23 protein-coding genes and 1 tRNA gene are annotated in these 24,198 nt (G+C 63.7%); 5 read left to right on the top strand and 19 right to left on the bottom strand.

The window, feature by feature from the left end; translation table 11 throughout:
• Positions 1–48: 48 nt before the first annotated feature.
• The 10 genes from NMQ14_RS06925 to NMQ14_RS06975 form a co-directional block, all read right to left on the bottom strand.
• Entirely contained in the window at positions 49–348 is a 300-nt protein-coding gene (locus tag NMQ14_RS06925) for an EscU/YscU/HrcU family type III secretion system export apparatus switch protein (RefSeq protein ID WP_257094680.1), read from the bottom strand.
• Positions 345–1,526 (bottom strand): flagellar hook-length control protein FliK, encoded by a 1,182-nt coding sequence (locus tag NMQ14_RS06930; RefSeq protein ID WP_257094681.1) that lies wholly within the window; start codon positions 1,524–1,526, stop codon positions 345–347. The genes NMQ14_RS06925 and NMQ14_RS06930 overlap by 4 nt, the downstream gene beginning before the upstream one ends.
• Before the next feature lie 4 nt (positions 1,527–1,530).
• Complete coding sequence (locus NMQ14_RS06935) at positions 1,531–1,830, bottom strand: flagellar protein FliT (protein WP_257094683.1); 300 nt, start codon at positions 1,828–1,830, stop codon at positions 1,531–1,533.
• Between the two features lie 110 nt (positions 1,831–1,940).
• Positions 1,941–2,327 (bottom strand): flagellar export chaperone FliS, encoded by a 387-nt coding sequence (gene fliS / locus NMQ14_RS06940; protein ID WP_083224169.1) that lies wholly within the window; start codon positions 2,325–2,327, stop codon positions 1,941–1,943.
• A 60-nt stretch (positions 2,328–2,387) separates the two neighbouring features.
• Positions 2,388–3,806, bottom strand: a complete 1,419-nt coding sequence (gene fliD / locus NMQ14_RS06945; protein ID WP_257094685.1) for a flagellar filament capping protein FliD — start codon at positions 3,804–3,806, stop codon at positions 2,388–2,390.
• A gap of 13 nt (positions 3,807–3,819) precedes the next feature.
• Positions 3,820–4,167: a flagellar protein FlaG gene (locus NMQ14_RS06950; protein WP_257080767.1), complete on the bottom strand. Its 348-nt coding sequence runs from the start codon at positions 4,165–4,167 to the stop codon at positions 3,820–3,822.
• A gap of 66 nt (positions 4,168–4,233) precedes the next feature.
• On the bottom strand, positions 4,234–5,727 hold the full coding sequence (locus NMQ14_RS19705; protein ID WP_306441128.1) for a flagellin: 1,494 nt from the start codon (positions 5,725–5,727) through the stop codon (positions 4,234–4,236).
• Between the two features lie 816 nt (positions 5,728–6,543).
• Entirely contained in the window at positions 6,544–8,304 is a 1,761-nt protein-coding gene (locus tag NMQ14_RS06965) for a diguanylate cyclase (protein WP_257094687.1), read from the bottom strand.
• Positions 8,305–8,422: 118 nt separating this feature from the next.
• Entirely contained in the window at positions 8,423–9,061 is a 639-nt protein-coding gene (locus tag NMQ14_RS06970; RefSeq protein WP_257094689.1) for a response regulator transcription factor, read from the bottom strand.
• Positions 9,058–10,626, bottom strand: coding sequence for an ATP-binding protein (locus NMQ14_RS06975; protein WP_257094690.1), 1,569 nt, complete (start codon positions 10,624–10,626; stop codon positions 9,058–9,060). The genes NMQ14_RS06970 and NMQ14_RS06975 overlap by 4 nt, the downstream gene beginning before the upstream one ends.
• A 150-nt stretch (positions 10,627–10,776) precedes the next feature.
• Between NMQ14_RS06975 and NMQ14_RS06980 the strand changes: the two genes are divergently transcribed.
• Both NMQ14_RS06980 and NMQ14_RS06985 read left to right on the top strand, forming a co-directional pair.
• A tRNA-Thr gene (locus NMQ14_RS06980) sits at positions 10,777–10,852 on the top strand.
• Positions 10,852–11,007: a hypothetical protein gene (locus NMQ14_RS06985; RefSeq protein WP_257094691.1), complete on the top strand. Its 156-nt coding sequence runs from the start codon at positions 10,852–10,854 to the stop codon at positions 11,005–11,007. The genes NMQ14_RS06980 and NMQ14_RS06985 overlap by 1 nt, the downstream gene beginning before the upstream one ends.
• A 136-nt stretch (positions 11,008–11,143) precedes the next feature.
• Here the strand turns inward: NMQ14_RS06985 and NMQ14_RS06990 are convergent, their stop codons facing one another.
• The 6 genes from NMQ14_RS06990 to NMQ14_RS07015 all read right to left on the bottom strand — a co-directional run bounded on the left by NMQ14_RS06990 (position 11,144) and on the right by NMQ14_RS07015 (position 15,910).
• Positions 11,144–11,581 carry a hypothetical protein gene (locus tag NMQ14_RS06990; RefSeq protein ID WP_257094692.1) on the bottom strand — a complete coding sequence of 146 codons (438 nt, stop codon included), beginning with the start codon at positions 11,579–11,581 and terminating at the stop codon, positions 11,144–11,146.
• Positions 11,582–11,593: 12 nt separating this feature from the next.
• Positions 11,594–12,349: a UDP-2,3-diacylglucosamine diphosphatase gene (locus NMQ14_RS06995; RefSeq protein WP_257094695.1), complete on the bottom strand. Its 756-nt coding sequence runs from the start codon at positions 12,347–12,349 to the stop codon at positions 11,594–11,596.
• Positions 12,350–12,369: 20 nt separating this feature from the next.
• A complete protein-coding gene (locus tag NMQ14_RS07000) occupies positions 12,370–12,858 on the bottom strand; it encodes a peptidylprolyl isomerase (RefSeq protein ID WP_257094697.1) in 489 nt (162 codons plus the stop codon).
• Positions 12,859–12,940: 82 nt separating this feature from the next.
• Positions 12,941–13,516 (bottom strand): peptidylprolyl isomerase, encoded by a 576-nt coding sequence (locus NMQ14_RS07005; protein WP_257094699.1) that lies wholly within the window; start codon positions 13,514–13,516, stop codon positions 12,941–12,943.
• A gap of 76 nt (positions 13,517–13,592) precedes the next feature.
• On the bottom strand, positions 13,593–14,813 hold the full coding sequence (locus NMQ14_RS07010; protein WP_257094702.1) for a murein L,D-transpeptidase family protein: 1,221 nt from the start codon (positions 14,811–14,813) through the stop codon (positions 13,593–13,595).
• A gap of 5 nt (positions 14,814–14,818) precedes the next feature.
• Complete coding sequence (locus tag NMQ14_RS07015) at positions 14,819–15,910, bottom strand: tetratricopeptide repeat protein (protein ID WP_257094705.1); 1,092 nt, start codon at positions 15,908–15,910, stop codon at positions 14,819–14,821.
• Positions 15,911–16,061: 151 nt separating this feature from the next.
• Here NMQ14_RS07015 and cysS point away from each other — a divergent pair, with 151 nt between their 5' ends.
• From cysS to NMQ14_RS07030, 3 genes are all read left to right on the top strand, one after another.
• Complete coding sequence (gene cysS, locus NMQ14_RS07020; RefSeq protein ID WP_257094708.1) at positions 16,062–17,441, top strand: cysteine--tRNA ligase; 1,380 nt, start codon at positions 16,062–16,064, stop codon at positions 17,439–17,441.
• Positions 17,442–17,462: 21 nt separating this feature from the next.
• The gene (locus NMQ14_RS07025; protein ID WP_257094710.1) at positions 17,463–18,191 is read left to right on the top strand and encodes a Crp/Fnr family transcriptional regulator; all 729 of its coding nucleotides are present in this window, start codon (positions 17,463–17,465) and stop codon (positions 18,189–18,191) included.
• A 259-nt stretch (positions 18,192–18,450) separates the two neighbouring features.
• Positions 18,451–20,316, top strand: coding sequence for a phosphoenolpyruvate carboxykinase (GTP) (locus tag NMQ14_RS07030; protein ID WP_257094712.1), 1,866 nt, complete (start codon positions 18,451–18,453; stop codon positions 20,314–20,316).
• Between the two features lie 82 nt (positions 20,317–20,398).
• Here NMQ14_RS07030 and dnaJ read toward each other — a convergent pair whose 3' ends face one another.
• The 3 genes from dnaJ to grpE form a co-directional block, all read right to left on the bottom strand.
• Positions 20,399–21,532, bottom strand: coding sequence for a molecular chaperone DnaJ (gene dnaJ, locus NMQ14_RS07035; protein ID WP_257094713.1), 1,134 nt, complete (start codon positions 21,530–21,532; stop codon positions 20,399–20,401).
• Positions 21,533–21,636: 104 nt separating this feature from the next.
• Entirely contained in the window at positions 21,637–23,556 is a 1,920-nt protein-coding gene (gene dnaK, locus NMQ14_RS07040) for a molecular chaperone DnaK (protein WP_257094715.1), read from the bottom strand.
• Positions 23,557–23,651: 95 nt separating this feature from the next.
• Complete coding sequence (gene grpE, locus NMQ14_RS07045; protein ID WP_257094717.1) at positions 23,652–24,185, bottom strand: nucleotide exchange factor GrpE; 534 nt, start codon at positions 24,183–24,185, stop codon at positions 23,652–23,654.
• Positions 24,186–24,198 lie beyond the last annotated feature (13 nt).

Below are 24,198 nucleotides of genomic sequence, written 5' to 3' on the forward strand. Positions count from 1 at the left end.
GTGCCGCGCCTGCTTGTGCAGGACTGCGGCGGTGCGTTGGAGGGTAGGTCAGGCTGGTACCCTGATGGTCGATGGCGGAGCGGCGTTCAGCCCCTTTTCGACACGATAGATCCACGCCAGCAGTTCGGCTACGGCGACATACAGTTCGGGCGGGATGCGCTGGTCGAGATCGAGCCCCATGAGCAGCGCAACCATTTCACGCGATTCATGCACGAAGACGCCGGCTTCCCGCGCGCGCCGGATGATTTCGTCGGCCACCAGCCCTTTGCCCTTGGCCACGACGCGCGGCGCGGCATCACCGGCACCGTAGGCCATGGCGACCGCCTGGGCGCGGGCAGATTGCGTCATGCCAGCACCTGCGCGCCAGCGGGATCGGACGTGTTGTCTTCGGCCGACCCGGTCATATCACTTTCGACGACAGGTTCTGCATCGACGAAGGTCACCTGACCCAGACGCAGTCCGGCGTCGCTCATGCGCTGCTGCAGCTCCAGCAGGGCGCCACCCATGCGCAGCCGCGCATCCGGATCACTGGAAAAATTGAGTGCGATACCGTGATCGCGCCACAGCGTGAGGGACGTTTCGACTTCCCCGAGACCGGGCAGCACCAGACGCAGGCGCGAGGTCCAGGGTACATCGGCGTCTGCCTCTGCAGCAGCCTCGTCGGCGCGTCCGTCGGCGCGCGGGTCGTCGATCTCGATCTTCATCATCTGCCCTGGCCAGGCAAGACCTTCCCAGGCGAGCGAGTGCTGTGCCAGGCCCAGCAACTGGTTGTGCACCAGCGGTCGCAATTCGGCGGGCGTTGCGGAATCTGCGCGCGCGGCTTCGGCCCTTTCGGGGGCGGATGCGTCGCTGACCTGTGCGAATTCTGCGCCGGCCCGTGCGAGCGGTGCGGCATCGGCGCGCTGCGGGGTGGCCGGCGTCGCACGGGTGGGGGGATCAAAGGCACGCTGCGGTTCGCGCTCGGTGGATTCGATCGTGCGCTCGCCGCTGACCCACTGCGCCTGGTGCGACTCGTAGAACAGGCCGCTCTGGCCGATCGCGTTGGCCAGCCGGCCGGCGATAAGTGGCGTTGCGGCGGCATCGGTCACATTGGCGCTCGCACGCAGCATGGCCGGATCAATCAGTGCCTGCCCGGCGGACAGGCGAGTCGGCGGTGGTGTCGGGCGGTCGAGCAGGGCGCTGATGGCGCGCGCCGGCTCGCTGATGCTGACATCGGCAGTTTCGCCGGTCGCGGACTCCGGGACCAGCGTGGCAATGAGTGTCTGCGCATTGCGCGCAACGTGGGTGAGGGTGACCGTGCTGCCTTCGCGCGCACCCTGCGGAAGCTGCAGCGTGACCAGCTGGCCGGCCACCTGAGCGCGCGCGCGCCCGTCCTGCAGGTTCTGGATGATCTGAGCGGTGTAGCGTTCGCCGGGCTGGAATTCAGGCAGCTGTTCGCCGATCGGGCTGACCGGACCGGCGACCTGTACCGAGCCGCGGGCCAGTTCCGCAAGACGTTGCGAGATGCCCGGCAGCAGGTTGTACATGTGTTCAGCCGTTTTCGGCCCGGCCTGCCGGCAGCTTGCCCAGGAACACCTTGACCTGAGCCATCCAGGGTTCGATGTGGCGGCGCACTTCGGCGTCGTGGGCGAGTATCTGTTTCATCAGCGCAACCTTGCGGGCACGCTCGGAGGGCGAAGTCGCCTCTTCGTCGTTGTCCGCGATGCGCTGGCGCAGCGCGGACACGTCGAGTTCGAGCGTGACCAGGCGGTCCCAGTCGTTGGCGCGCGCGGCATCAACCATGTGACTGGAGATCTGGTGCATGTCTTCGAGCAGGGGCAGTGAATTCATGTCGTCGGGCCGTCGTGCAGGAGGTACCGGTTAGTCAATGAGCGTACAGGCGGTCGGCGGTTCGGAGGCGCACATGTAAGTGGTAATTACCGTGCAATTTCTGCTTTTGCCTACATGGGCGCGCCTTGCGACAGCTTCTGCCTGATTTCTTCCCAGGCATCCTTCAATTCGCCCAGCAGGTGACTGACTTCTTCCAGTGCTGCGCGGTCGTTGTGGGCATTGGCGTGCAGCAGTCGCGCGCACATGTAGTCGTAGAGCGCGTACAGCCGCTGCGCCAGTTCGCCGCCGGCATCCAGATCCAGGCTCACCTTCAGACCGTTGCCGATGATGTCGATGGCACGCGAAATCGACAGGCCCTTGCCGGCGGTTTCACCCATTTCCATCTGGTGGCTGGCGGTGGACACCGACATCAGCGCACCGTCGAACAGCATCAGGATGAGCAGGTGTGGGTCCGCACCGGCCACCCGGGTTTCCATGCCGACCTGTGCGTAAGCCATGTGAGGATTCGAAAGCGATGCAAACATGAAAGTCCCTTTTTTCCGGTCGAGCTGACTGCATCAGCTCGACGAGATCGTCGGCAGATTGGCCAGTTGTTGCGTCAGATAGTTGCTGGTGGCGGTCATGTTGCTGATCAGTGTGTCGAGGGCGCTGAATTGCTTGCGGTAGCGCGCTTCGATCGTCAGCAGGCGGTCGGACATCGCTTCGGCGCGTTTCTGGTACGCCTTGGCGGCTGCGGTCAACCCTTCGGTGCGGCTGGAAATAAGGCCGCCGGCATCGATCATGTCGTCCATCAGGCTGGTCAGGCGGCTCCCCATGCCCTTGACGTCGTCGAAGCCGCGGAAAAGTTTCTCGACGTTGCCGTTGTCGAGCGCAGTCGTGAGTTTGGTCGAGTCGATTGCCAGCTTGCCGTCCTTCTCTACCGATACGCCGATGGACGACAGATTCAGGCCGGGGGCGATCGAGGTGCCGACGAGGGCACTCAGGCGGTTGCGCAATCCCAGCATCGTGCTCTCGCCATTCAGCGTGGCGGCCTGGTTGGTCTCCGTGTTGTAGCTGGTCTGCGTCTTGATGACGCCGAGTGCATCGTTGTAGGCCTTGACGAGACGCTCGACGCCGCTGCGGGCGACGCTCGTGTCATTGGTGACCGACACCACGGTCGGGGCGCCGACGTTGGTCTTCTTCAGGCTCAGCGTCACGCCCTCGATCGCATCGGTCAGCGTGTTCGTACTCGATGTGATGGCGATGCCATTGACCGTCAGCGTGGCATCGGACGCAGGAATCATCTGCGACAGGCGCGACGTGCCGCCGGTCGATGCGTCGTAGATCAGGCGCGACAGCCCTGCGTCATCGGTGTTGTTGCCGTCGTCGTCGGTGGCGGTGATCTTCACCGTGTTCTCGGTTCCGCCATCGACCGAGCGCAGCACCAGGCGTTGGCCGGTGCCGTCATTGACGAGCGAGGCGGTGACGCCCGCGTCGGCGTCGTTGATGGCGTCGCGCACGTCGGCCAGCGTCATCGCATCGGTGCCGATGGTGATGTTGACGGCGGCCTTGTCCGGGTTGGCGGTGAATGCGCCGGCGTTGTATTTGCCCAGCTGTATGGTCAGCGTGCCGCTGCCGACGCTGGCCGTGGTGCCGGCGAACTGGCCGGACGCCACCACCTGCGATTCGGCGAGCGTGTTCACCTCAAGTGTGTAATTGCCGGCGACTGCCGTTTGCGTGCCGGCAACTGTTGCCACGTCGGCGTTGCCGATTGCTGCTTTGCGTGCGGTAAAAGTTGCCGCATTCGACAGCGCGGTGGCGGCAGACTGGATGGACGACAGCGCACCCTTGATGGAACCGTAGGCGGAAATCTTTGCCTGTACGCCGGCTTCCTTCTGCGCGAGCAGCGTCAGGGGGCGCTGCTCGAGTGTCATCAACTGCGATACGAGGCCTGAAACGTCAAGCCCGGAGCCGATTCCTGCGGAAGAGATCGCCATGATGCCGGGCCCCTCAGGCCTTGCGCTCGATCAGACCGCTCTGGCCCTTGCCGAGCGCGCGCGCAATCGCGATCAGTTCCTCAGACGGGATCTGCCGCAGGATTTCCTTGGTGCTTGAATCGATGAGTCTCACGATTGTCTTCCCTGTTTCCTTGTCAATCGTGAAAAGCAAATTCTGGTCCACCGGTTGAATCTGGCGACGGATTTCATTCACCGTCTGTTCGATCTGTTCGCTTGTGAGCGAGGTGTTCTGCGCGGGTTGTTCACGAACACTGGCGGACACCACGACATTCACTCCGGTGCTCTGCGTGAGGGCCGGAGTGAGCGGTGGCGAGGTACTTGGGACTGGCTGGATCGCCATGACGATTTCCCCTTGCAGTTAGCGGGGCACGGCGAACCGTGCCCCGTTTCTTTCAATTGCCGCTGCTTAGCCGCGGAGCAGGCTGAGCACGTTCTGCGGCAGCGAGTTGGCTTGCGCCAGCATCGCCGTACCCGCTTGCTGAAGGATCTGCGAGCGGGTCAGATTGGCGGTTTCCATCGCGAAGTCGGCATCCTGGATGCGGCTGCGGGCTGCGCTGACATTTTCCGATGTGGTCTGCAGGTTGCTGATCGTGTTCTGCACGCGATTCTGGATGGCACCCAGCGAAGCGCGTTGCGTGTTGATCGACTGCAGCGCGGCGTCGATGACGTCGATGGCGGAATTTGCACCGCTTTGCGTACCCACGTTGATCGAAGCGACCGCCGACAGCGAGCTCGCGTTTGCCGTGGTGGCAGTGAAGAGGCCGCCGGCCGAAGCGCTGGTGACCGAGAAGGCGTCCGACGACGAGAACTTCAGCGTACCGCCGACCGTCGAGGAGTCCGTGGTGGCAGTGGCACCTGTCAGGACAACCGCAGCACCGGCCGTTGCGCTGGTGAATGCGTTGCGGCCCTGCAGGCTGATATTGCCGGCACCGGCAAAGTCGGTGAGCGAGATGTCTGCGCCGTTTTCCGACTTCAACGTGACCGAACCGCCGCTGACCGTGGCGGTAATGCCGGTGGTGGCCGCGTAGTTGTTGATTGCGGTCGAGAGCGAACTCAGATCGGAGGTATTGCCGATGGTGGCCGACACGGCGACACCGGTCGTGTTTTCGCCGAACAGCGTGAAGGTGTAGGTGCCGGTGGCGGTCAGGCCGCTCAGCGTGGCTTCGGTCGCCGCCGTTGCGCTCACGCCGGTGGTGGCGCTCTGCGCATTGACGGACGCAGCGACAGCCTTGGCCGTATCGGCGAGATTCACGGCAACCGCTGCGGTGCCGAGCGAACCGGTCACGGTCAGATCTTCGGCCGCGACGACGGTGTTGGCGACACGGGCGCCGGCACCGGCTGCGAGGGCGGCTGCATTGTTCAGCGTGCCGTTGGCGCTGACGGTATTGGCACCGATATTGGTGGCCTTGGTGTTGCTGAGGCTGATGCCGATCGACTGGTTGGCGTTTGCGCCGACCTGGAAATACTGGCCGGAGAACGAGCCATCGAGCAGGTTCTTGCCGTTGAACTGGGTCGTCGAAGCGACGCGGTTGATTTCCTGCTGCAACTGCGAGACTTCCTGCTGCAGGGCCTGACGGTCGCTGGCGCTGTTCGAATCATTGGCGGCCTGAACCGACAATTCACGCATGCGCTGCAGACCTTCGGTGATCGAGCCCATCGCGCCTTCGGCCGTTTGCGTCAGCGAAATCGCGTCATTGGCGTTGCGCACAGCCTGGTTCAGACCGCGCACCTGGGAGGTCATGCGTTCCGAGATGGCGAGGCCGGCGGCGTCGTCCTTGGCGCTGTTGATGCGCAGGCCCGATGACAGGCGCTGCAGCGAAGTGGCGAGCGAGCTCTGCGAAGAGTTCAGGTTGCGCTGCGCGGTAAGCGACGGCACGTTGGTGTTGATGGTTTGCGGCATTTTATTTCTCCTGTCACGAAGTAGTGTGTAGTTACGGCGCTCCGGGCTGCATGGCCCGCTGTTGATGTCGCCGATGTTTCAAGTAACGGAGTTGCCGCTGCAAACTTTAGCGGGGCACCTTAATGAAAGCCTTTGTCGTCTTGGCTTCCAGGCGGCTGCCGATATGAAATGGCTTGCCCTTGCGGCATGTACGGGCGTTCATGCTCACGTGAGGTTGCCGCTGCAATCTCTTTTGCCTGCAAGGTCGGCCCGATTGGTGCTGCGGTCATCGTGCCGGACCTGCTCAGGACTGTTACGGAATGTCAGCGGAGCGGGCTGTGAGTGGCTGCTGACGGGCCGCTCAGTGGCCGCCGTGGTGCGTAACGGGCAGGGTTTACGTTGGGCATCGCCTGCGGCTCACCCCAACCTACGAGTGCTTCCCATGGCGGCGGTGCGGTCGGCAGTGCGTAGGTTGGGGTGAGCCGCAGGCGATGCCCAACAACCCAGCGTTGATCAAACCCCACGTCCGCATGAAAAGCACTCGTAGGTTGGGGTGAGCCGCAGGCGATGCCCAACAACCCGACGTCGATCAAACACCTCATCAATATGGAAGGCGCTGATTGCTGCGACGTCTGGCGATCGCTGACCGGGGGCGTGTGCAAACTGCGCACCGCATGATCACCCTGGAACCGATTGCGCTTGGCACATGGCTTCGCGCCGGGCGCGCATGCCTCCCGATCAGGAAGGGCCGCCAGCACCGGCAGCCCGGCGCAGATCACGATTGAATGTTGTCGGCAACGTGGAATGGACGACGGGCGAGGCGACTGCCGGCCCGGCTCACGCGGCGATCGGCTGTTCGGGTGCGATGACCACGCGATTCTTGCCGGTTGCCTTGGCCTGATACATGGCCACGTCGGCGCGCTCAATGGCCGACGTCTGCGGTTCTTCCTGGCCGACTACGGTGACGCCGGCGCTGAAGGTAATCAACAGCTTGTCGTTGTTGGCCAGGAAATAGCGTTTCGTAAGTTCGCGCTGCAGGCGCTGCAGCACGATGACCGAATCCTCGACCGAGGTTTCCGGCAACAATATGACGAATTCCTCGCCGCCGTAGCGCGACAGCGTGTCGTGCGGACGCAGGCAGTCGCGTACCGTGCCCACCAGGTGCAGCAGCGCCTCGTCGCCTGTGTTGTGACCGTAGGTATCGTTGAGACGCTTGAAGTTGTCGATGTCCAGAACGGCAAGGCACAACATCGAACCGCGCCGTGCGGCGCGCGACACTTCCTTGGCGTACGACTCTTCCAGCCCCTTGCGGTTGAGTGCGCCGGTCAGCGGGTCGTGGCGCATCTTTTCGCTGGTCTGTTCCAGTTCGATCTGCAGGCGCTGGATTTCGTTTTCTGCGGCACGCACGCGGTCACGCATGTTGTCGACCTCGGCACGCGACTTTTCGGTCGTGGCACGCATGGAATGCGTGGCGGCGATCACTTCGGCGATGACGTCCTGCAGCGAACCGATGTCGTCGGCGGCAGCGATCGTTTCCGCATAGCCTTCCATCTTTTCACCGAAGCCCGATGTGGCTTCGGTGAAGCTGCCGAGCTGCTCGACGAAACCCGCCAGCATCAGCTTGATCTGGTGCTTCGCGTCGTCGATGTTGCCGCGCAGCGAGCCCTGACGCTCGATCACTTCGCGCAGCCTGCGCTCCACTTCATCCAGTTCGCGCGCGGTCAGCGGGTGATCGCACAACGCACGCAGCGAATCGATCTGACCGCGCATCCAGCGGTCGTCCAGCACGAGTTCGCCGATATTCTTCAGCAGCAGGTCAAGCAGCGACAACAGACCGGCGCGGATTTCGGCCTGATCGTCGACCACCCAATTCAGGCGATAGACAAGGTTGCGCAACTTGGACGCCAGATCATCGACGCCGCTCATGTCGCGCACGTCGCGCAACGCCTGGCCCAGCATAAGGGCTTCATCGCGCACTTCGGGCGCCGAAATCAGCAGGCTGCCCACCACACTTTCGAGCGTGCTGGCGAACAGGTCGCGCAGCGCGGCATCACTGTTGTCCAGCGCAGAAACGATATTGTGGGCGCCATGGCCATGATGCTCGGCAGCGGATGCCTCACTGCTCTCGCACGATTCCCAGTTGTCGGCAAGCTTGCTCAGGCGCGCGTAGAGGGCGTCGAGTTCGCCGCTGGACGAATCGAGCACCTGCTGGATGGCCACCTGCTTCTGTGCGTAGGTGATCGAGTCGTGATTGCGTTCGAATTGCTTGAACAGGTCCTTGAGCAGCGCCGTCCATTTGCGCTGAGGCGCCGCCTGGGCGCGCAGCAGGCCGACCAGCGATCCGCTGATCGCCGACCAGCTGCGGCTGACGACAGCGCTTTCGAGCCGTTCGACGAATTCGATCTGCGATTGATTGAGGCGGGGCAGGGTGCTGCAGACCAGCTTCAGCGCGCGTTCCGGGAACAGGTCGTCGGCCTTGGTGCCGGCAATTTCGTGATAGAGCGACCGGTAATTCTCCGGTGTGGGCTGAAGCTGACGCATGGCGAGACGTCGCAAGGCTTCACGGGCGATTTCGAGCGGCTGCATGGCGTCAGACATTTCAGTGGCAATTCACAGTCCGTAACGAATGCATACAACGGCACGCGGACGACGGGCTTTAGGGCGGAACCGCAAGTTATTCCACACTCCACAGCGAGAGGCAGGCGGACAGCCGACCTCAGTCGGTGAGCCCGTGCTTGAGGCCGTAGTGGGTCAGCTCTGCGTTGTTCTTCATGCGCATCTTTTCCAGCAGGCGTGCACGATAGACGCTGACCGTCTTGACGCTGAGGCTCAGTTCCTCGCCGATCTGCGTCAGCGTCTTGCCGGAGGAAATCATCACCAGCGTCTGGTACTCGCGGTCGGACAATTTCTCATGCGGCGGCCGCTCGTCGTCGTCTGTGATCGCATTGGCCAGTTCCATCGCCAGCGTGGGTGAAACGTACTTCTTGCCGCTGGCGACCTGACGGATCGCGGTGACCAGCTGTTCGGGTGCGCTCTGCTTGGTCAGATAGCCGGAGGCGCCGGCTTTCAGCGCGCGGATCGCGTACTGGTCCTCCGGGTGCATCGACAGTACCAGAACCGGCAGGCGCGGAAATTCCTTGCGCACCAGCTTCAGTGTGTCGATACCGTTGCGGTCAGGCATCGAAACATCCATCAGCACGAGGTCGAAGCTGCCGTCGCGGAGTTTGTGCATCGCTTCGACACCGTTCTGCGCCTCGCCGGTGACCAGCAGGTCAGGACTGTCGGACAGGATCTGGCGCAGCCCGGAGCGCACGATGGCGTGATCGTCTGCAATAAGTATACGGATGCTGCTCATCGGGAGAACTCCAGTACGGTGCGGCGGCAGGCCGGCACCCTCAGCAGCAGGCGGGTACCGCCATGTTCCCGGCTGCTCGCTTCAAAACGTCCGTTCAGGTGCACCACGCGCTCGCGGATGCCGCGCAGGCCGAATGATTTGGGCTTGTTCAGGTCTTCCGGCGCGAGGCCGCGGCCATCGTCGCCCACTTCGAGCACGATGTCGTCGTCTTCCTGGGTCAGACGCACTTCCACAGTGTGCGCGCCGGCGTGCTTGGATACATTGGTAAGTGCTTCCTGGAACACACGGAACAGCGCGATGGCGGTTTCCTCGTCCGGGTCGATGTCGTGATCAATGCACAGCAACTCGCACTTCAGGCCGGTACGGGCGGCAAAGTCTTCCGCATGGCTCTCGACCGCAGGCGCCAGGCCGAATTCCTTCAGGATGCCCGGTCGCAGTTCGCGTGCGATGCGCCCGACCGTGGTGATCGCGTCATCCACCAATTTGCCCATGCTGACCGAGCGCGCCTTGATCGCGTCCGGATTGGGCGCGGTCTTGTTCGCCAGCAGCGACACTTCGAATTTCAGCGCCACCAGCAGGCCGCCCAGCTCATCGTGGATGTCGCGCGCAATGCGTTCGCGTTCCTCTTCCTTGGCGATCTGCAGGTGCGATGACAGCTCGGCCAGCTGGCCGCGCGACTGGCGCAGCTCGCGTTCGGTCAGCTTGCTCTGCGTGATGTTGGAAACGATGCCTTCCCAGATCAGCACGCCGGACGCGAGCACGCGCGGCGACGAGCGCAGGTTCACCCACTTGATGTCCTCATCGGGCAGGCGGATGCGGCCGTCCCAATTCACCGTCGCATGGGTATGTGCCGACAGATGCATCGCGCGGTCGAGCTCCGGCATGTCGTCCGGCAGGATCATGTCGAGAAAACGACGCGGCGCAGCCACCAGCTCACTGGCCTTGAAACCGAGCAGCGCGAGGCAGCCTTCGCTGACGAACAGGAAGCGCCAGCCACCGTCGTCGTGTCGCAGCAGCTGGAACACCATGCCGGGAATGTTGGCCGCCAGTGCGCGAAAGCGCGCCTCGCTATCGCGTACGGCATCCAGCGCGCTGTGCCGCTCGGCCCGGTTGCGCGCCTCGCGCATTTCGCGCTCGACCGCCGGAATCAGCCGGTCGAGCTTGCCCTTGCTGAGATAGTCATGCGCGCCAGCCCGCATCGCCGACACTGCAATATCTTCCTCAATGACGCCCGAAACGATGATGAAGGGCAGGTCGAGCTCCAGCTTCTGCAGGATGGACAGCGCCGCCATCGCCGAAAAGCGCGGCATGTTGTGATCCGACAGCACCAGATCCCAGGTGCGCGACGACAGCGCCTCGCGCAGCGACCGCTCGTCTTCCACCCGTTGCGACCACACCTGATAGCCGGCCGCCCGGAAGCGATGCAGCAGCAGCAGTGCGTCGTCCTCGGAATCCTCGATCAGCAGCACATTCAGCGGACGAGCCGTCGAATGCGCGGCATCGGTCCCGGTCAGGCGATTTGCGGAAGGGCCCGGAACGGGCACGGGCGTGACGGTATCGGGCATCGGGCGGGGGTCTCCTTCCGCGGCAAACGGTTGCACCGCGCTGACATGCGGAGACATGTTCATGATGATTCGAGTTTAATCCATGCCGGATGCCATGAGTCACCGATGGGCGCGCCATGCCCGGCGCACACCAGATATAATCCGCCGCGCGCCGCTTTAGCTCAGTTGGTAGAGCAACCGCCTTGTAAGCGGTAGGTCGTCAGTTCGATTCCGACAAGCGGCACCATGAATACGGTCGTCAAAGCCAACTTTCGCGAGTTGGCTTTTTCTTTTCAGGGCTTTGTGCAGCGGTCGGGATCCGTGCTCGACATCCGGGTCCTGCGCTGCAGACCGGCAAAAAAAAGCCCGCACGGGGCGGGCTTGTGGAAGGAGAGGGCCTGACTGCCCGGGAGCAGTCGCGACGACTGAACACTAGTCGATGCACGGCCGAGCGGTTGTTGCCAGTTGCAAGCAAGTATTGCTGCGGTGTCAGCGTGCAGGCCGTCTGCCGATCAGCGCTCCGGGAGATCGGCGCCGCTCAGCGCAGCTGTTCCGGCCCGCGGGCGATCAGCATGTCGGCGACGGTCCGGACCGACGGCCAGTCCTTCATCGCCTCGATGGCCTGGCCGAAACCGGCGGCGGCGGATTGCTGCAGGGACTTCTCGGCCATTTCGAGCAGGCTGGCGGAGTATTCCTTCATCGCCCGGTTCTGCAGGGTGACGAAGTCGTCGTACAGCGCGGCCGGCGCGTCGACGGTGGGCGTTGTTCCGGCGTTCGCCGCCGCGGCCATGCCCTGCAGCAGCGAAAACACGAAACGGCCGAGCGCGCGCTGGGCGTCGGCGGATTCGGGTTGGCCGAAGAATGCAGGGTCGAACCGGATCGCGGGCGCTTCCGTGTCGGTGCCACGGCGGCATTCGACGCGGCCATCGGCGTCGAGGCGCAGCGTAAGTTCATCCTTGTTGTCGGGCAGGCTCATGGGGGTCATCCTTCAGGCGTGGCGCGGGTCTGACACGATGCAGCCGTTGTCGGCCGTCGTGAAGGCGCGCAGATCGTGGTCGTCAGCTTCGAGCCAGCAGGCGCGGTCGCGCCAGTCGGCAATGACCCAGCGGTCACAGGCGACGGCATCCACTTCGAGCGCGTGATGGGCCGGACGGTGGGTGTGGCCGTGGATCAGCAACGTGCACGCGTGGTGGCGCAGCACGGCGGCGATGGCCTCGCCGTTGGCATCCATCAGTTGTTCGGCCTTGCCGGCGACGGCCTGCTGGCTGCGCTGGCGCAGGTCTGCGGCGATCGCGTGGCGCTCGGCGAGCGGGCGGGCGAGAAAGGCGGCTTGCCAATCGGCATGGCGCACCATGCGGCGGAACTGCTGATATGGCAGGTCGTCGGTGCATAGCGTATCGCCATGCATCAGCAGCGCCTGCCGACCGGCGATGTCGCACAGCAGCCAGTCGCCATGAAGCGTGGCGCCGGTGGCGGCGGTGAATCCGGCGCCGAGCAGGAAGTCGCGGTTGCCGGGCAGTACATGGATGTCGGTGCCGGCGTCGCTCAGCGCGCGCAATGCGGCGATGATAGGGCGGTGTTCGGGCATATCGGCGTCTTCGTCACCGACCCACACCTCGAAAATGTCGCCCAGCAGGAACAGCCGCCGGGCGTCGCGCGCGCGACCTTCGAGCAGGTGCAGGAAGGCCGCGTTGAGGTCTGGCGTGGCGGACGACAGGTGGAGATCGGAAGCAAACAGGTCCATGCGTCGTCGCGCCAGCGCGCTCAGGCCACTTCGGCGCGTTCGATCAGCACATCCTCGACCGGCACGTCCTGGTGGAAGCCGGAACGACCGGTACGCACTGCCTTGATCTTTTCGACCACATCCATGCCTTCGCTGACCCGGCCGAACACGCAATAGCCCCAGCCGTCCTGTGCCTGGTCCTTGTCAAGGAAGAGGTTGTTGCCGACATTGATGAAGAACTGCGAGCTGGCTGAATGCGGGTCCGACGTGCGTGCCATGGCGACAGTGCCGACCGTATTCGAAAGTCCGTTGGCCGACTCGTTCTTGATCGGTGCCTGGGTGTCCTTCTGCTTCATGCCGGGTTCGAAGCCGCCGCCCTGGATCATGAAGTTGCCGATCACGCGGTGGAAAATGGTGTTGTTGTAATGACCGGCCTCGACATAGGCGAGGAAGTTGGCGACCGTCTGCGGTGCCTTTTCAGCGTCGAGTTCGAGCGTGATGACGCCGTGGTTGGTGTGCAGCTTGACCATGTGAATCTCCGTAAGCGGGGCCGCGCAGGGCGACCGTGGGTGGGGCGGGTGGGCGCGAGTCGTGGCGACGACGCGCCGGGGTTCAGGGCTGGACTTCGACGACACGCGCGGACTGGATGACGACCGGTGTCAACGGTACGTTCTGATGCGGCCCGTTGTTGCCGGTACGGACGTTCGCGATGCCGTTGACCACTTCCATGCCCTTGATCACCTTGCCGAACGCGGCGTAGCCGAAGCCGTCGCGCGACGGATAGTCGAGCGGGCGATTGTCGACCAGATTGATGAAGAACTGGGCGGTGGCCGAATGCGGATCGTTGGTGCGGGCCATCGACAGATAGCCCGGCGCGTTGCGCACGCCCTTGCTCATGGCCATTTCAGCTTCATTCCGGATCGGCGCGCCAACCGCTTTCTGATTCATCTGGGCGTCAAAACCGCCACCCTGGATCATGAAACCGTTGATCACGCGGTGAAAGATCAGGCCGTCGTAGAAACCGGACTTCGCGTACTGCAGGAAGTTGGCAACGGTGGCCGGTGCGGCTTCCGGGAAGAGTTCGATCAGGATCGGACCCTGACTGGTCTTGAGTTCGACCTGCGGATTGGCGGCGAGGGTGGCCAGCGGGACAAGGCTGGCGAGCAGCGCGAGCAGAAATTTCTTCATGAGGATGACTCCGGGTTGGGGGGTAGGGAATTCACGCGGGCATGCAACCGGACAGACGGGTGAAGGGCGGCCGGATTCAGCCTTCGCCTTCGAACACGATGCGCCAGCGGCCATCCTCCCGCTGCCAGTACTGCTGCTTGAGCATGCGGTTCGACAGATTGTCACTGCGGTAATCCTGTTCGAAAGTGACTACGACCAAGTCTTCGCGGCCGGGGTTGCGGAAGGTGCTCAATTTGTCCACACCGACCTTGATCCACTTCTTGCCGGCATTCACGGCGCGCTTCTGGGCCGCAAACGCCGCAAGATCCTTCTTGCCGGCGCTGAATCGCGCGGAATAATGCGACAGGAAGCGATCGACGTCACGGCTTTCCCAATCGCGGCGCCACTGTTCGTGTGCCTTGTTGAATTCGCGGCGTTCTGACCGCCAGTCGTCCAGCGTGAGCCATTCCACCGAGTCGCTGATGATGACCGGCACCGATGCGCCCTGAAGGTGGTTGTTCAGCGCGAGGAAATCTGAATTGGCCAGCACGACGCAGCCGTCGGACGCACGCGGCGGGCGCGAGAACGTATCGGAGGGTGTGCCGTGCAGCCAGATGCCGTGGCCCTTGCGACCTTGCTTGCGGTCCCACGCGTTCGGGTAATTGATCGGCAGCGCGCCGGCCCCATAGAAATCGGTCAGCCGTTCCGGTGGCAGGAAACCGGTGACTTGATAGACACCCAGCGGCGTCTTCTTGTCGCCTTCGCGCATCTTTTCGATGCCCAGCCGGCCATGCGACACGTAGTAGTCGGCAATGAAGCGCGGCTGACCGTCGACGTTCTCGTACAGATAGAGTCTCGAGCGGCGAGTGTCGACGACCACCGCATGACGTTGCGACGCCTGCAATTGCAGCAGGTAGCGCGGCACGCGATCGGTCGGCGGCTTGTCGCGGTAGGCGCGGATGCGCGCCACGGCTTCATCGCGCAGGTCGGCGAGCCGTTCTTCCGGGGCGTTCGGTGCATTGCCTATCGTGGTCAGCGCGCTTGACCGGGCCATCAGCAGGTCGCCCCGAATCAGGTGGCCAAGCCGGAAGTTGGGCCAGATCTGCAGCAGGGCATCGACCTGTTCGAGCGCCAGCCCCAGCTTGTTGCGCTCGATCTGGCGGAACACCTGTTCGAGCATCGGCTCCGGACCGCTGTCGGAATAGCGCACGGCGTCGCCTGACTGACCCGAGCCGATGGCGAGCGGGACGATCAGCGACGACAGGCACAGCGCGTTGCGCAGGACGCGCGCGACCGCGCGTCCGGAGAGAAACCGCATCGCCGTCATCCGCCGACGCGCTCCCGCTGGATCATCCAGCGACCATCACGGCTCACCAGCACCAGCGTCTTGGTGGTGGAGCTTTTCAGGCCGACGGCCTTGTAGTGCTGGCGGAAAGTTGCCTTGACGCGATCGGCGCCGTCACGGGTGACCTGCACGTTCTCGACCCGTACCTCGATGGCACCCGGTTTGTCGATGCGCGCCCGTCGTTCGGCCTCCCAGGCCTTGCGCGATTTCTTGCCGGGGACTTCGAACGTGCTGTCGTACAGCGCGAGGTAGGCGTTTACGTCCTTGCGCGCCCAGGCGGCGGCCCAGCCCTCGATGGTTCGTGTGATGTCTGCCACCGGCAGCCCGGCAGCGCCGTCGGTCGGTGAGACCGCCGCCACAGCGGGGGGTGTTGCTGCCGGAGTCTCCGTTGCCGTTGCCGTGGCAGCGGGCGAGGCAGCCTTTGCGGGTTCCGGCGGCTTGGGCGGGGCAACGGCGACCGGCGGCGTGACCGCTGCGACAGTCGGCTGCGGCGTGGCCGCAAGCGTACTGGAGGAAGCCGGTTTGCTGCCGCTGCGCGGGGCGCTGCCGACCATTTCGCGGATCAGGTTCAGTTTGCTCTGCGCACCGATGTTCGAAGAATCAAGCTGCAGTGCCCGGTCGTAGGCCTGGGTCGCCATGCGGGCGTAGATGTCGCCCAGATTCTCGTGCGCGACCGCATAGCTCGGGTGGGTACGGATGGCCATTTCGAGTGCCGTCTTGGCCTTGTCGAACTGCTTCTGCTGAGCGTAGAGCACGGCCAGGTTGTTGTAGGGCTCCGGCAGTTCAGGGTAATCCTCGGTCAACTTCTGGAATACCGACGTTGCTTCCGGCACGCGACCCAGCTCGGTCAGGATCAGTCCCTTGAAAAAACGGCCCTGCGGATCGCGCGGCACTTTTGCAAGAAACAGGTCGATCTGTTCCAGTGCCTGCTGTGGCTGCTTTTGTCGCAGCAGCTTTTCAGCTTCCTGAACGCTGTTGGCGAAGGCCGGCTGGAGCGATACGCCGAGCATGATCAGGGCGGCTGCGATGTGCGATGCGAGCGGCAGACGAAAACGTGTCGAAGAGGCCATGTGTTAGACTTTTTGGCGTGAAACCGTCGTTTGACAGACCCGAATCTTATCAAGAAGGCGTGCCGACGTCCTGCTGTTGCGCCTGAATTCCGAACCGACCCGCCCGCGCGGTCTGCGCGTGCCCCAAGCACCCTCCGTTTGGCCCACACCAATGCTCAAAATCTACAACACCATAGGCCGCGAGAAGCAGGCATTCCTTCCGATCGAGCCGGGCCGCGTGCGCATGTACGTGTGCGGCATGACGGTGTATGACTACTGTCATCTGGGCCATGCCCGGGTGATGGTGGTGTTCGACATGGTGGCACGCTGGCTGCGCGCGTCGGACTATGCCGTCACCTATGTCCGCAACATCACCGACATCGACGACAAGATCATCAGGCGTGCGGCCGAAAACGGCGAATCGATGCGCGCGCTGACCGACCGCTTCATCGCGGCGATGCACGAGGACGCCGATGCGCTCGGCGTGCTGCGCCCCGATCACGAGCCGCGTGCAACCGAATTCGTGCCGCAGATGCAGTCGTTGATCGAGCGGCTGCAGGAGAAGGGGTTGGCTTACCGTGCCGCGAGCGGTGACGTCAATTACAGCGTGCGCAAGTTCGCCGGTTACGGAAAGCTGTCCGGCAAGTCGCTTGACGAACTGCGCGCCGGCGAACGCGTGGATGTGAATGACGGCAAGCAGGATCCGCTCGACTTCGTGCTGTGGAAGCACGCCAAGCCGGCAGAACCCGCTGACGCGAAATGGACCTCGCCGTGGGGGGACGGTCGGCCGGGCTGGCACATCGAGTGTTCCGCCATGAGTTCGCAGCTCTTGGGTGATCATTTCGACATCCATGGCGGTGGCGCCGACCTGCAGTTTCCGCACCACGAGAACGAGATTGCCCAGAGTGAGGGTGCGCACGGGCACGCCTTTGTCAATTACTGGATGCACAACGGTTTCGTGCGGGTCGATGACGAGAAGATGTCGAAGTCGCTCGGCAACTTCTTCACCATCCGCGAAGTGCTGAAGCAGTACGACCCTGAAGTGGTGCGCTTCTTCATCCTGCGCGCGCACTACCGCAGCCCGCTCAACTACTCTGACGCCCACCTCGACGATGCCCGCGGCGCGTTGAGCCGCCTGTATACAACGCTGAAGAACGTCCCGCCGGCGGATGTACGGCCGGACTGGACCACACCGGCCGGCCAGCGACTGCGCGCCGCGATGGATGACGATTTCAATACGCCGGAGGCGATGGCGGTGCTGTTCGAACTTTCGAACGACGCCAATCGCAGCGGCGACCCTGCCGTTTCGGGCGAACTACGTGCGCTGGCCGGCGTGCTCGGACTGCTGGAACGATCTGCGGAAGAATTCCTCCAAGGGCGAGCGCAGGCAGGCGGACTGGACGATGCGCAGATCGATGCACTCATCGAACAGCGCATCGCTGCCAAGAAGGCGCGCGATTTTGCGACTGCCGATCGCGTACGGGACGAATTGAAGCAACAAGGCGTCATACTGGAAGACTCTGCCGCCGGTACCACCTGGCGACGGGCTTAGCGGAATTTCACCGGGGGTAGGGTGCGCGCGATCACGATCAAGTCGGCCTGGCACGGCCACAGCGACTGCCAGAAATGCGGCGTGCGCCGCAGCGCACTGTTTGCCGATCTTGTCGAGTCCGATTTCGCGCTTCTCCACGACCAGATCGACGACTTCGATTATCCGTCCGGCGCAGTCATCTATCACGCCGGTGCGCACGGCGAGTGGCTGTTCACGGTGCGCAGCGGTGCGGTCAAGCTGGTGCGCTACGGGGCGGACGGCACCCAGCGCATCCTGCGCATCCTGGGTCGCGGTGACGTATTCGGTCTTGAAGCACTGGTGAGTCCGGCCTATGACCACACCTCGATTTCGCTGTCACCGGTCGCGCTGTGCCGGATTCCGCGTGTGCTGGTCGAGCGGCTCAACCGGGACACGCCGCGCCTGCAGAAACCCCTGCTCGAACACTGGCATGCCGCGCTGGCCGAAGCCGACGCCTGGCTGGCCGAACTGACGGCAGGTCACGCCGACGTGAAAACCCGGGTCGTGCGCCTGCTGCTGCGCCTCGGCGATGATATCGAACCGGGCCGGGCCATCCGTCTGAGTCTGGAAGACATCGGCGCCATTCTCGGTGCAGCGCCGGAATCGGCAAGCCGCGCGCTCGGCATCCTGCGCCGCAGCAATCTGCTGTCCGATGCGCCTGACAGCCGCCATCACTGGCTTATCGATCGGGCGGGCCTCAAAGCGCTCGTCGCACCACCGGCAGAGGACTGATCCGCGCTTTGGCGCCGTCCGCCACACGCCTGCCGGCGCCCAGAGAATCGCGGCATTCGTGATTCTTATAGCAGACATAAGATGCCGTTATCTATAAAGTGCGACCTCCGAAAGGAAGGCGCAGGTCACCCCGCCTGCGTCAGTACCTGTCCGATGCATGGGCCCACCCGGCCTGATGCGGGTTTCGTTCAAACGGTTGAACCGGACGGCACGCGGCAGCTGCCGCGTCCCGCCCAGCGTGGTTTATGGAGAGCGTCTCATGAAAGTCGTCTTGTCGCCCGAGCAGATCCGCTCCGGCGAAATACCCGTTCCGGCATGGGTCAAGAGCCGCAAGCTGGTCACATGGGTCGCCGAAGTGGCGGCGCTCACCCAACCCGATGCCATCTTCTGGTGCGACGGTTCGGAAGAGGAATACGACCGTCTGTGTGCCGACATGGTCGCATCGGGCACGATGAAGCGCCTCGATCCGGTCAAGCGCCCGAATTCCTATCTCGCGCTGTCCGACCCGTCCGACGTCGCGCGCGTCGAAGACCGCACCTACATCTGCTCGGCGCGTGAGGAAGATGCCGGCCCGACCAACAACTGGATGGCGCCTGCGCAGATGCGCGAAACGCTGACCGGTCTGTTCCGCGGCTGCATGCGCGGTCGCACCATGTATGTCGTGCCGTTCTCGATGGGCCCGCTGGGTTCGCACATTTCGCAGATCGGCATCGAACTGTCCGACTCGCCGTATGTGGCGGTCAACATGCGCATCATGACCCGCATGGGCCGCGCGGTGTACGACGTGCTGGGCAGCGACGGCGACTTCGTGCCCTGCGTGCACACGGTGGGCAAGCCGCTGGCGGCGGGCGAGAAGGATGTGCCGTGGCCGTGCAACGCAACCAAGTACATCGTTCACTACCCGGAAACGCGGGAAATCTGGAGCTTCGGCTCGGGCTACGGCGGCAACGCTCTGCTTGGCAAGAAGTGCTTCGCGCTGCGCATCGCCTCGACCATGGGCCGCGACGAGGGCTGGCTGGCAGAACACATGCTCATTCTCGGCGTGGAAAACCCGCAGGGTGACAAGCACTACGTTGCAGCGGCTTTTCCGTCCGCCTGCGGCAAGACCAATTTCGCGATGCTGATTCCGCCCAAGGGTTTCGAGGGCTGGAAAGTCACCACCATCGGCGATGACATTGCCTGGATCAAGCCGGGCAAGGACGGCCGTCTGTATGCGATCAACCCGGAAGCGGGCTACTTCGGCGTGGCACCGGGCACCAATCAGAACACCAACGCCAACTGCATGGCGTCGCTGGCGTCCGACACCATCTTCACCAATGTTGCGCTGACCGATGACGGCGACGTGTGGTGGGAAGGCATGACCAAGGAGCCGCCTGCGCACCTGATCGACTGGCAGGGCCGCGACTGGACGCCCGCCATCGCGAAGGAAACCGGTGCCAAGGCGGCGCATCCGAATGCGCGCTTCACCGTCGCGGCGACGCAGAACCCGGTCATCGACCCGGCCTGGGACAACCCGGCCGGCGTGCCGATCTCGGCCTTCATCTTCGGTGGCCGCCGTTCGACCACGGTGCCGCTGGTGACCGAGGCACGCAACTGGGTCGAGGGCGTCTACATGGCGGCCACGATGGGCTCGGAAACGACCGCTGCGGCGGCTGGCCAGCAGGGCGTGGTGCGGCGTGACCCGTTCGCCATGTTGCCGTTCTGCGGCTACAACATGAGCGACTACTTCAGCCACTGGCTCAAGCTCGGCCAGAGCATCGAAGCCAGCGGGCAGACGCTGCCGCACATTTTCTGCGTGAACTGGTTCCGTACCGACGAGAACGGCAAGTTCGTGTGGCCGGGCTTCGGCGAGAACATGCGGGTGCTCAAATGGATGCTCGACCGCGTGGCGGGCCTGGCAAACGGCATCGAGCACCTGTTCGGCACCACGCCGCGCTATGACGATCTGAGCTGGACCGGGGTCGATTTCAGCCGCGAACTGTTCGAGCGCATCACGTCGATCGACCATGCGGCCTGGCAACTCGAGATCGAGTTGCACAACGAGCTGTTCTCGCGCCTGCAGAATCGCCTGCCGCCTGCCCTGTCGGCGGTCAAGGAGCGGATCGAGAAGAAGCTGGTCGCCTGATCGAAGGCGCACCGCTGAATGAAAACGCCCGCATCATGCGGGCGTTTTCACGTATGGCGTCCCGAAACGGCAGCGCCGGGGTTCAGCCGGCGAAGAAGTTCTTCATCTTGTCCATCCATGACTTGGCGCGCGGGCTGTGGCTCGCTTCGTCGCTCAGGTTGATGTCGTCGAATTCCTTCAGCAGTTCCTTCTGGCGTGCCGTCAGATTGACCGGCGTTTCGACCACCACGTGGCACATCAGGTCGCCCGGGGTGCTGCTGCGCACGCCCTTGATGCCCTTGCCGCGCAGGCGGAACACCTTGCCGGACTGGGTTTCCGACGGAATCTTGATCTTGGCGGCACCCTCCAGCGTCGGAATCTCGATTTCGCCGCCCAGTGCGGCGGTGGCGAAGCCGATCGGCATTTCGCAGTGCAGGTCGTCGCCCTCGCGCTGGAACACGCTGTGCGGCTTGATGTGGATCTGCACGTACAGGTCGCCTGCCGGGCCGCCGCCCTGACCATGCTCGCCTTCGCCGGCCAGCCGGATGCGGTCGCCTTCGTCGATGCCGGACGGAATCTTCACCTGCAGCGTCTTGCTCGACTTCACGCGGCCGGCGCCATGGCAGGTGCCGCACGGGTCCTTCACCATCTTGCCGGTGCCATGGCATTTCGGGCAGGTCTGCTGGATCGAGAAGAAGCCCTGCTGCATGCGCACTTGCCCCACGCCATTGCAGGTCGTGCAGGTGACCGGCTTGGTGCCCGGCTTCGCACCGGTGCCATCGCAGGTGCCGCACTCGTCCATGGTCGGAATGCGGATGCGCGTGTCGGTGCCGCGGGCCGCTTCTTCGAGCGTGATCTCCAGGTTGTAGCGCAGATCGGCGCCGCGATAGACCCCGCTGCGCCCGCCGCCCGCCCGGCCGCGACCGGCTGCATTGCCGAAGATTTCGCCGAAGATGTCGCCGAAGGCATCACCGAAACCGGGGCCTGCGCCACCGCCGCCCCCCACATTGGGGTCGACACCGGCGTGCCCGTACTGGTCATAGGCGGCGCGCTTCTGCCCGTCCGACAGGATTTCGTAGGCCTCCTTGGCTTCCTTGAACTTGTCTTCCGCTTCCTTGCTGTCCGGATTGCGGTCCGGGTGGTATTTCATCGCCAGCTTGCGGTAGGACTTCTTGATCTCGTCGTCGGATGCGTCCCGATTGACGCCGAGGACGTCGTAAAAATCGCGTTTTGCCATTCGTTATCACCACAGATACGCCAAGGCACAGAGGAGCAGGGTGCGACCCTGCGTCTCTGTGCCCCGGCGGTCAGGTCGCCATCGGCAACCGGAAGACGCGCAGCTTACTTCTTGTCGTTCACTTCGGTGTACTCGGCATCGACCACGTCGCCGTCGTCCTTGCCCGAGCCGCCCGGTGCGGAACCGGCTTCACCGGCAGCGGCCTGCTGCTGGGCGTACATCGCTTCGCCCAGCTTCTGCGCTGCGGTCGACAATGCGGCGCTCTTGGCTTCGATCGCTTCCTTGTCGCCTGAACGGATGGCCTCTTCGGTTTCCTTGATCGCGGCTTCGATCGCGTCCTTTTCGCCGGCATCGACCTTGTCGCCGTGCTCGGTCAGCGCCTTGCGCGTCGAATGCACCAGTGCATCGGCCTGGTTGCGCGTATCGGCCAGCTCGCGTGCGCGACGGTCGTCTTCGGCATGCAGTTCGGCGTCCTTCACCATCTTCTGGATTTCGTCTTCCGACAGGCCGGAATTCGCCTTGATGGTGATCTTGTTTTCCTTGCCGGTCGCCTTGTCCTTGGCGCCGACATGCAGGATGCCGTTGGCGTCTATGTCGAACGTCACCTCGATCTGCGGCAGGCCGCGCGGAGCCGGAGCGATACCTTCGAGGTTGAACTCGCCGAGCGACTTGTTGCCGCTGGCCATTTCGCGCTCGCCCTGGTAGACCTTGATGGTGACTGCCGGCTGGTTGTCGTCGGCGGTCGAGAAGGTCTGCGAGAACTTGGTCGGCACCGTCGTGTTCTTCTGGATCATCTTCGTCATGACGCCGCCCAGCGTTTCGATGCCCAGCGACAGCGGGGTCACGTCGAGCAGCAGCACGTCCTTCACGTCGCCCTGCAGCACGCCGCCCTGGATCGAGGCACCGACCGCAACGGCTTCGTCCGGATTCACGTCCTTGCGCGGCTCGCGGCCGAAGAATTCCTTCACCCGCTCCTGCACCTTGGGCATGCGGGTCATGCCGCCGACCAGGATGACGTCGTCGATGTCGCTCACCTTGACGCCCGAATCCTTGATCGCGATGCGGCACGGCTCGATCGAACGCTCGATAAGCTCTTCCACCAGCGACTCGAACTTGGCACGCGTGATCTTGATCGCGAGATGCTTCGGCCCGGTCGAATCGGCGGTGATGTAGGGCAGATTGATTTCGGTCTGCGCACCCGACGACAGTTCGATCTTGGCCTTCTCGGCCGCTTCCTTCAGGCGCTGCAGCGCGAGGATGTCCTTCTTCAGGTCGACGCCCTGGTCCTTCTTGAACTCGTCGATCACGTAATCGATGATGCGCTGGTCGAAATCTTCGCCGCCGAGGAAGGTGTCGCCGTTGGTCGCCAGCACTTCGAACTGGTGTTCGCCATCGACATCGGCGATTTCGATGATCGACACGTCGAACGTGCCGCCGCCGAGGTCATACACCGCGATCTTCGAATCACCCGGCTTCTTGTCCATGCCGAAGGCGAGCGCCGCTGCGGTCGGCTCGTTGATGATGCGCTTGACGTCCAGACCGGCGATGCGGCCGGCGTCCTTGGTGGCCTGACGCTGGCTGTCGTTGAAGTAGGCGGGCACCGTGATGACGGCTTCGGTGACTTCCTCGCCGAGGTAGTCCTCGGCGGTCTTCTTCATCTTGCGCAGCACTTCGGCCGACACCTGCGGCGGCGCAATCTTCTTGCCGCGCACTTCGACCCAGGCGTCGCCATTGTCAGCCTTGGAAATCTTGTAGGGCATCAGCGCGATGTCCTTCTGCACTTCCTTCTCTTCGAAGCGTCGACCGATCAGGCGCTTGACCGCGAACAGCGTGTTCGCCGCATTGGTGACCGCCTGACGCTTGGCCGAGGCGCCGACCAGGATTTCACCGTCTTCGGTGTAGGCGACGATGGACGGCGTGGTGCGTGCACCTTCCGAATTCTCGATCACCTTGGGCTTGCCGCCTTCCATGACGGACACGCAGCTATTGGTGGTGCCCAGATCGATGCCGATGATTTTTCCCATGTTCGGGGTCCTCTATATATATAAGTGTGTGTCGGGAGCGAAACGACCGCTTGGCCTCAGATGTGGGCGCATTCGCCCACATTTCAAGGGGTCATTCAGCTGGCTGCCCTGGAAACGATCACGAGGGCAGGGCGCAGCACGCGTTCATGCAGCAGATAACCTTTCTGCAGTACCTGAACTACGTGATTCGGCTCGCCCGGCGCCTCGATCTGGCTGATTGCCTGATGGCGGTGCGGGTCGAACTTCTCGCCGAGCGGATCTGTTTCCTCGATGCCGGCGCCACTGAAGGCCTGCTGCAGCTGCTTGAGCGTCAGTTCGACACCGGAGCGCAGTGTCGCCACGTCGGACGACTGGTCGGCGAGCGCCGCTTCCAGACTGTCCTTGACCGGCACCATCGCGCTGGCGAATTTCTCGGCCCCGAACTTGCCCGCCTTCAGCACATCCTCGGCCGTGCGGCGGCGCATGTTCTCGGTTTCGGCCTTGGCGCGCAGCAGGGCGTCCTGCAATTCGGCCACCTTGAGTTCTGCAGCGGCAAGCGCCGGATCGGCGGTGGCTGTCTGTGTGTCGTCGGTGGCTGCGGCATCGGCCGGCAGCTCGTTCGGCAGGTCTTGCGGGGTCTGATCGGTCATGCAGCGATTTCCT

Source organism: Methyloversatilis sp. XJ19-13, from assembly GCF_024580155.1.
Classification (GTDB): domain Bacteria; phylum Pseudomonadota; class Gammaproteobacteria; order Burkholderiales; family Rhodocyclaceae; genus Methyloversatilis.

Bases quoted from the DNA above. Each gene is read 5' to 3' on its own strand.
- NMQ14_RS06925 (WP_257094680.1), bottom strand. From the start codon at position 348: ATGACGCAATCTGCCCGCGCCCAGGCGGTCGCCATGGCCTACGGTGCC.
- NMQ14_RS06930 (WP_257094681.1), bottom strand. From the start codon at position 1,526: ATGTACAACCTGCTGCCGGGCATCTCGCAACGTCTTGCGGAACTGGCC.
- NMQ14_RS06935 (WP_257094683.1), bottom strand. From the start codon at position 1,830: ATGAATTCACTGCCCCTGCTCGAAGACATGCACCAGATCTCCAGTCAC.
- fliS (WP_083224169.1), bottom strand. From the start codon at position 2,327: ATGGCTTACGCACAGGTCGGCATGGAAACCCGGGTGGCCGGTGCGGAC.
- fliD (WP_257094685.1), bottom strand. From the start codon at position 3,806: ATGGCGATCTCTTCCGCAGGAATCGGCTCCGGGCTTGACGTTTCAGGC.
- NMQ14_RS06950 (WP_257080767.1), bottom strand. From the start codon at position 4,167: ATGGCGATCCAGCCAGTCCCAAGTACCTCGCCACCGCTCACTCCGGCC.
- NMQ14_RS19705 (WP_306441128.1), bottom strand. From the start codon at position 5,727: ATGCCGCAAACCATCAACACCAACGTGCCGTCGCTTACCGCGCAGCGC.
- NMQ14_RS06965 (WP_257094687.1), bottom strand. From the start codon at position 8,304: ATGTCTGACGCCATGCAGCCGCTCGAAATCGCCCGTGAAGCCTTGCGA.
- NMQ14_RS06970 (WP_257094689.1), bottom strand. From the start codon at position 9,061: ATGAGCAGCATCCGTATACTTATTGCAGACGATCACGCCATCGTGCGC.
- NMQ14_RS06975 (WP_257094690.1), bottom strand. From the start codon at position 10,626: ATGCCCGATACCGTCACGCCCGTGCCCGTTCCGGGCCCTTCCGCAAAT.
- NMQ14_RS06985 (WP_257094691.1), top strand. From the start codon at position 10,852: ATGAATACGGTCGTCAAAGCCAACTTTCGCGAGTTGGCTTTTTCTTTT.
- NMQ14_RS06990 (WP_257094692.1), bottom strand. From the start codon at position 11,581: ATGAGCCTGCCCGACAACAAGGATGAACTTACGCTGCGCCTCGACGCC.
- NMQ14_RS06995 (WP_257094695.1), bottom strand. From the start codon at position 12,349: ATGGACCTGTTTGCTTCCGATCTCCACCTGTCGTCCGCCACGCCAGAC.
- NMQ14_RS07000 (WP_257094697.1), bottom strand. From the start codon at position 12,858: ATGGTCAAGCTGCACACCAACCACGGCGTCATCACGCTCGAACTCGAC.
- NMQ14_RS07005 (WP_257094699.1), bottom strand. From the start codon at position 13,516: ATGAAGAAATTTCTGCTCGCGCTGCTCGCCAGCCTTGTCCCGCTGGCC.
- NMQ14_RS07010 (WP_257094702.1), bottom strand. From the start codon at position 14,813: ATGCGGTTTCTCTCCGGACGCGCGGTCGCGCGCGTCCTGCGCAACGCG.
- NMQ14_RS07015 (WP_257094705.1), bottom strand. From the start codon at position 15,910: ATGGCCTCTTCGACACGTTTTCGTCTGCCGCTCGCATCGCACATCGCA.
- cysS (WP_257094708.1), top strand. From the start codon at position 16,062: ATGCTCAAAATCTACAACACCATAGGCCGCGAGAAGCAGGCATTCCTT.
- NMQ14_RS07030 (WP_257094712.1), top strand. From the start codon at position 18,451: ATGAAAGTCGTCTTGTCGCCCGAGCAGATCCGCTCCGGCGAAATACCC.
- dnaJ (WP_257094713.1), bottom strand. From the start codon at position 21,532: ATGGCAAAACGCGATTTTTACGACGTCCTCGGCGTCAATCGGGACGCA.
- dnaK (WP_257094715.1), bottom strand. From the start codon at position 23,556: ATGGGAAAAATCATCGGCATCGATCTGGGCACCACCAATAGCTGCGTG.
- grpE (WP_257094717.1), bottom strand. From the start codon at position 24,185: ATGACCGATCAGACCCCGCAAGACCTGCCGAACGAGCTGCCGGCCGAT.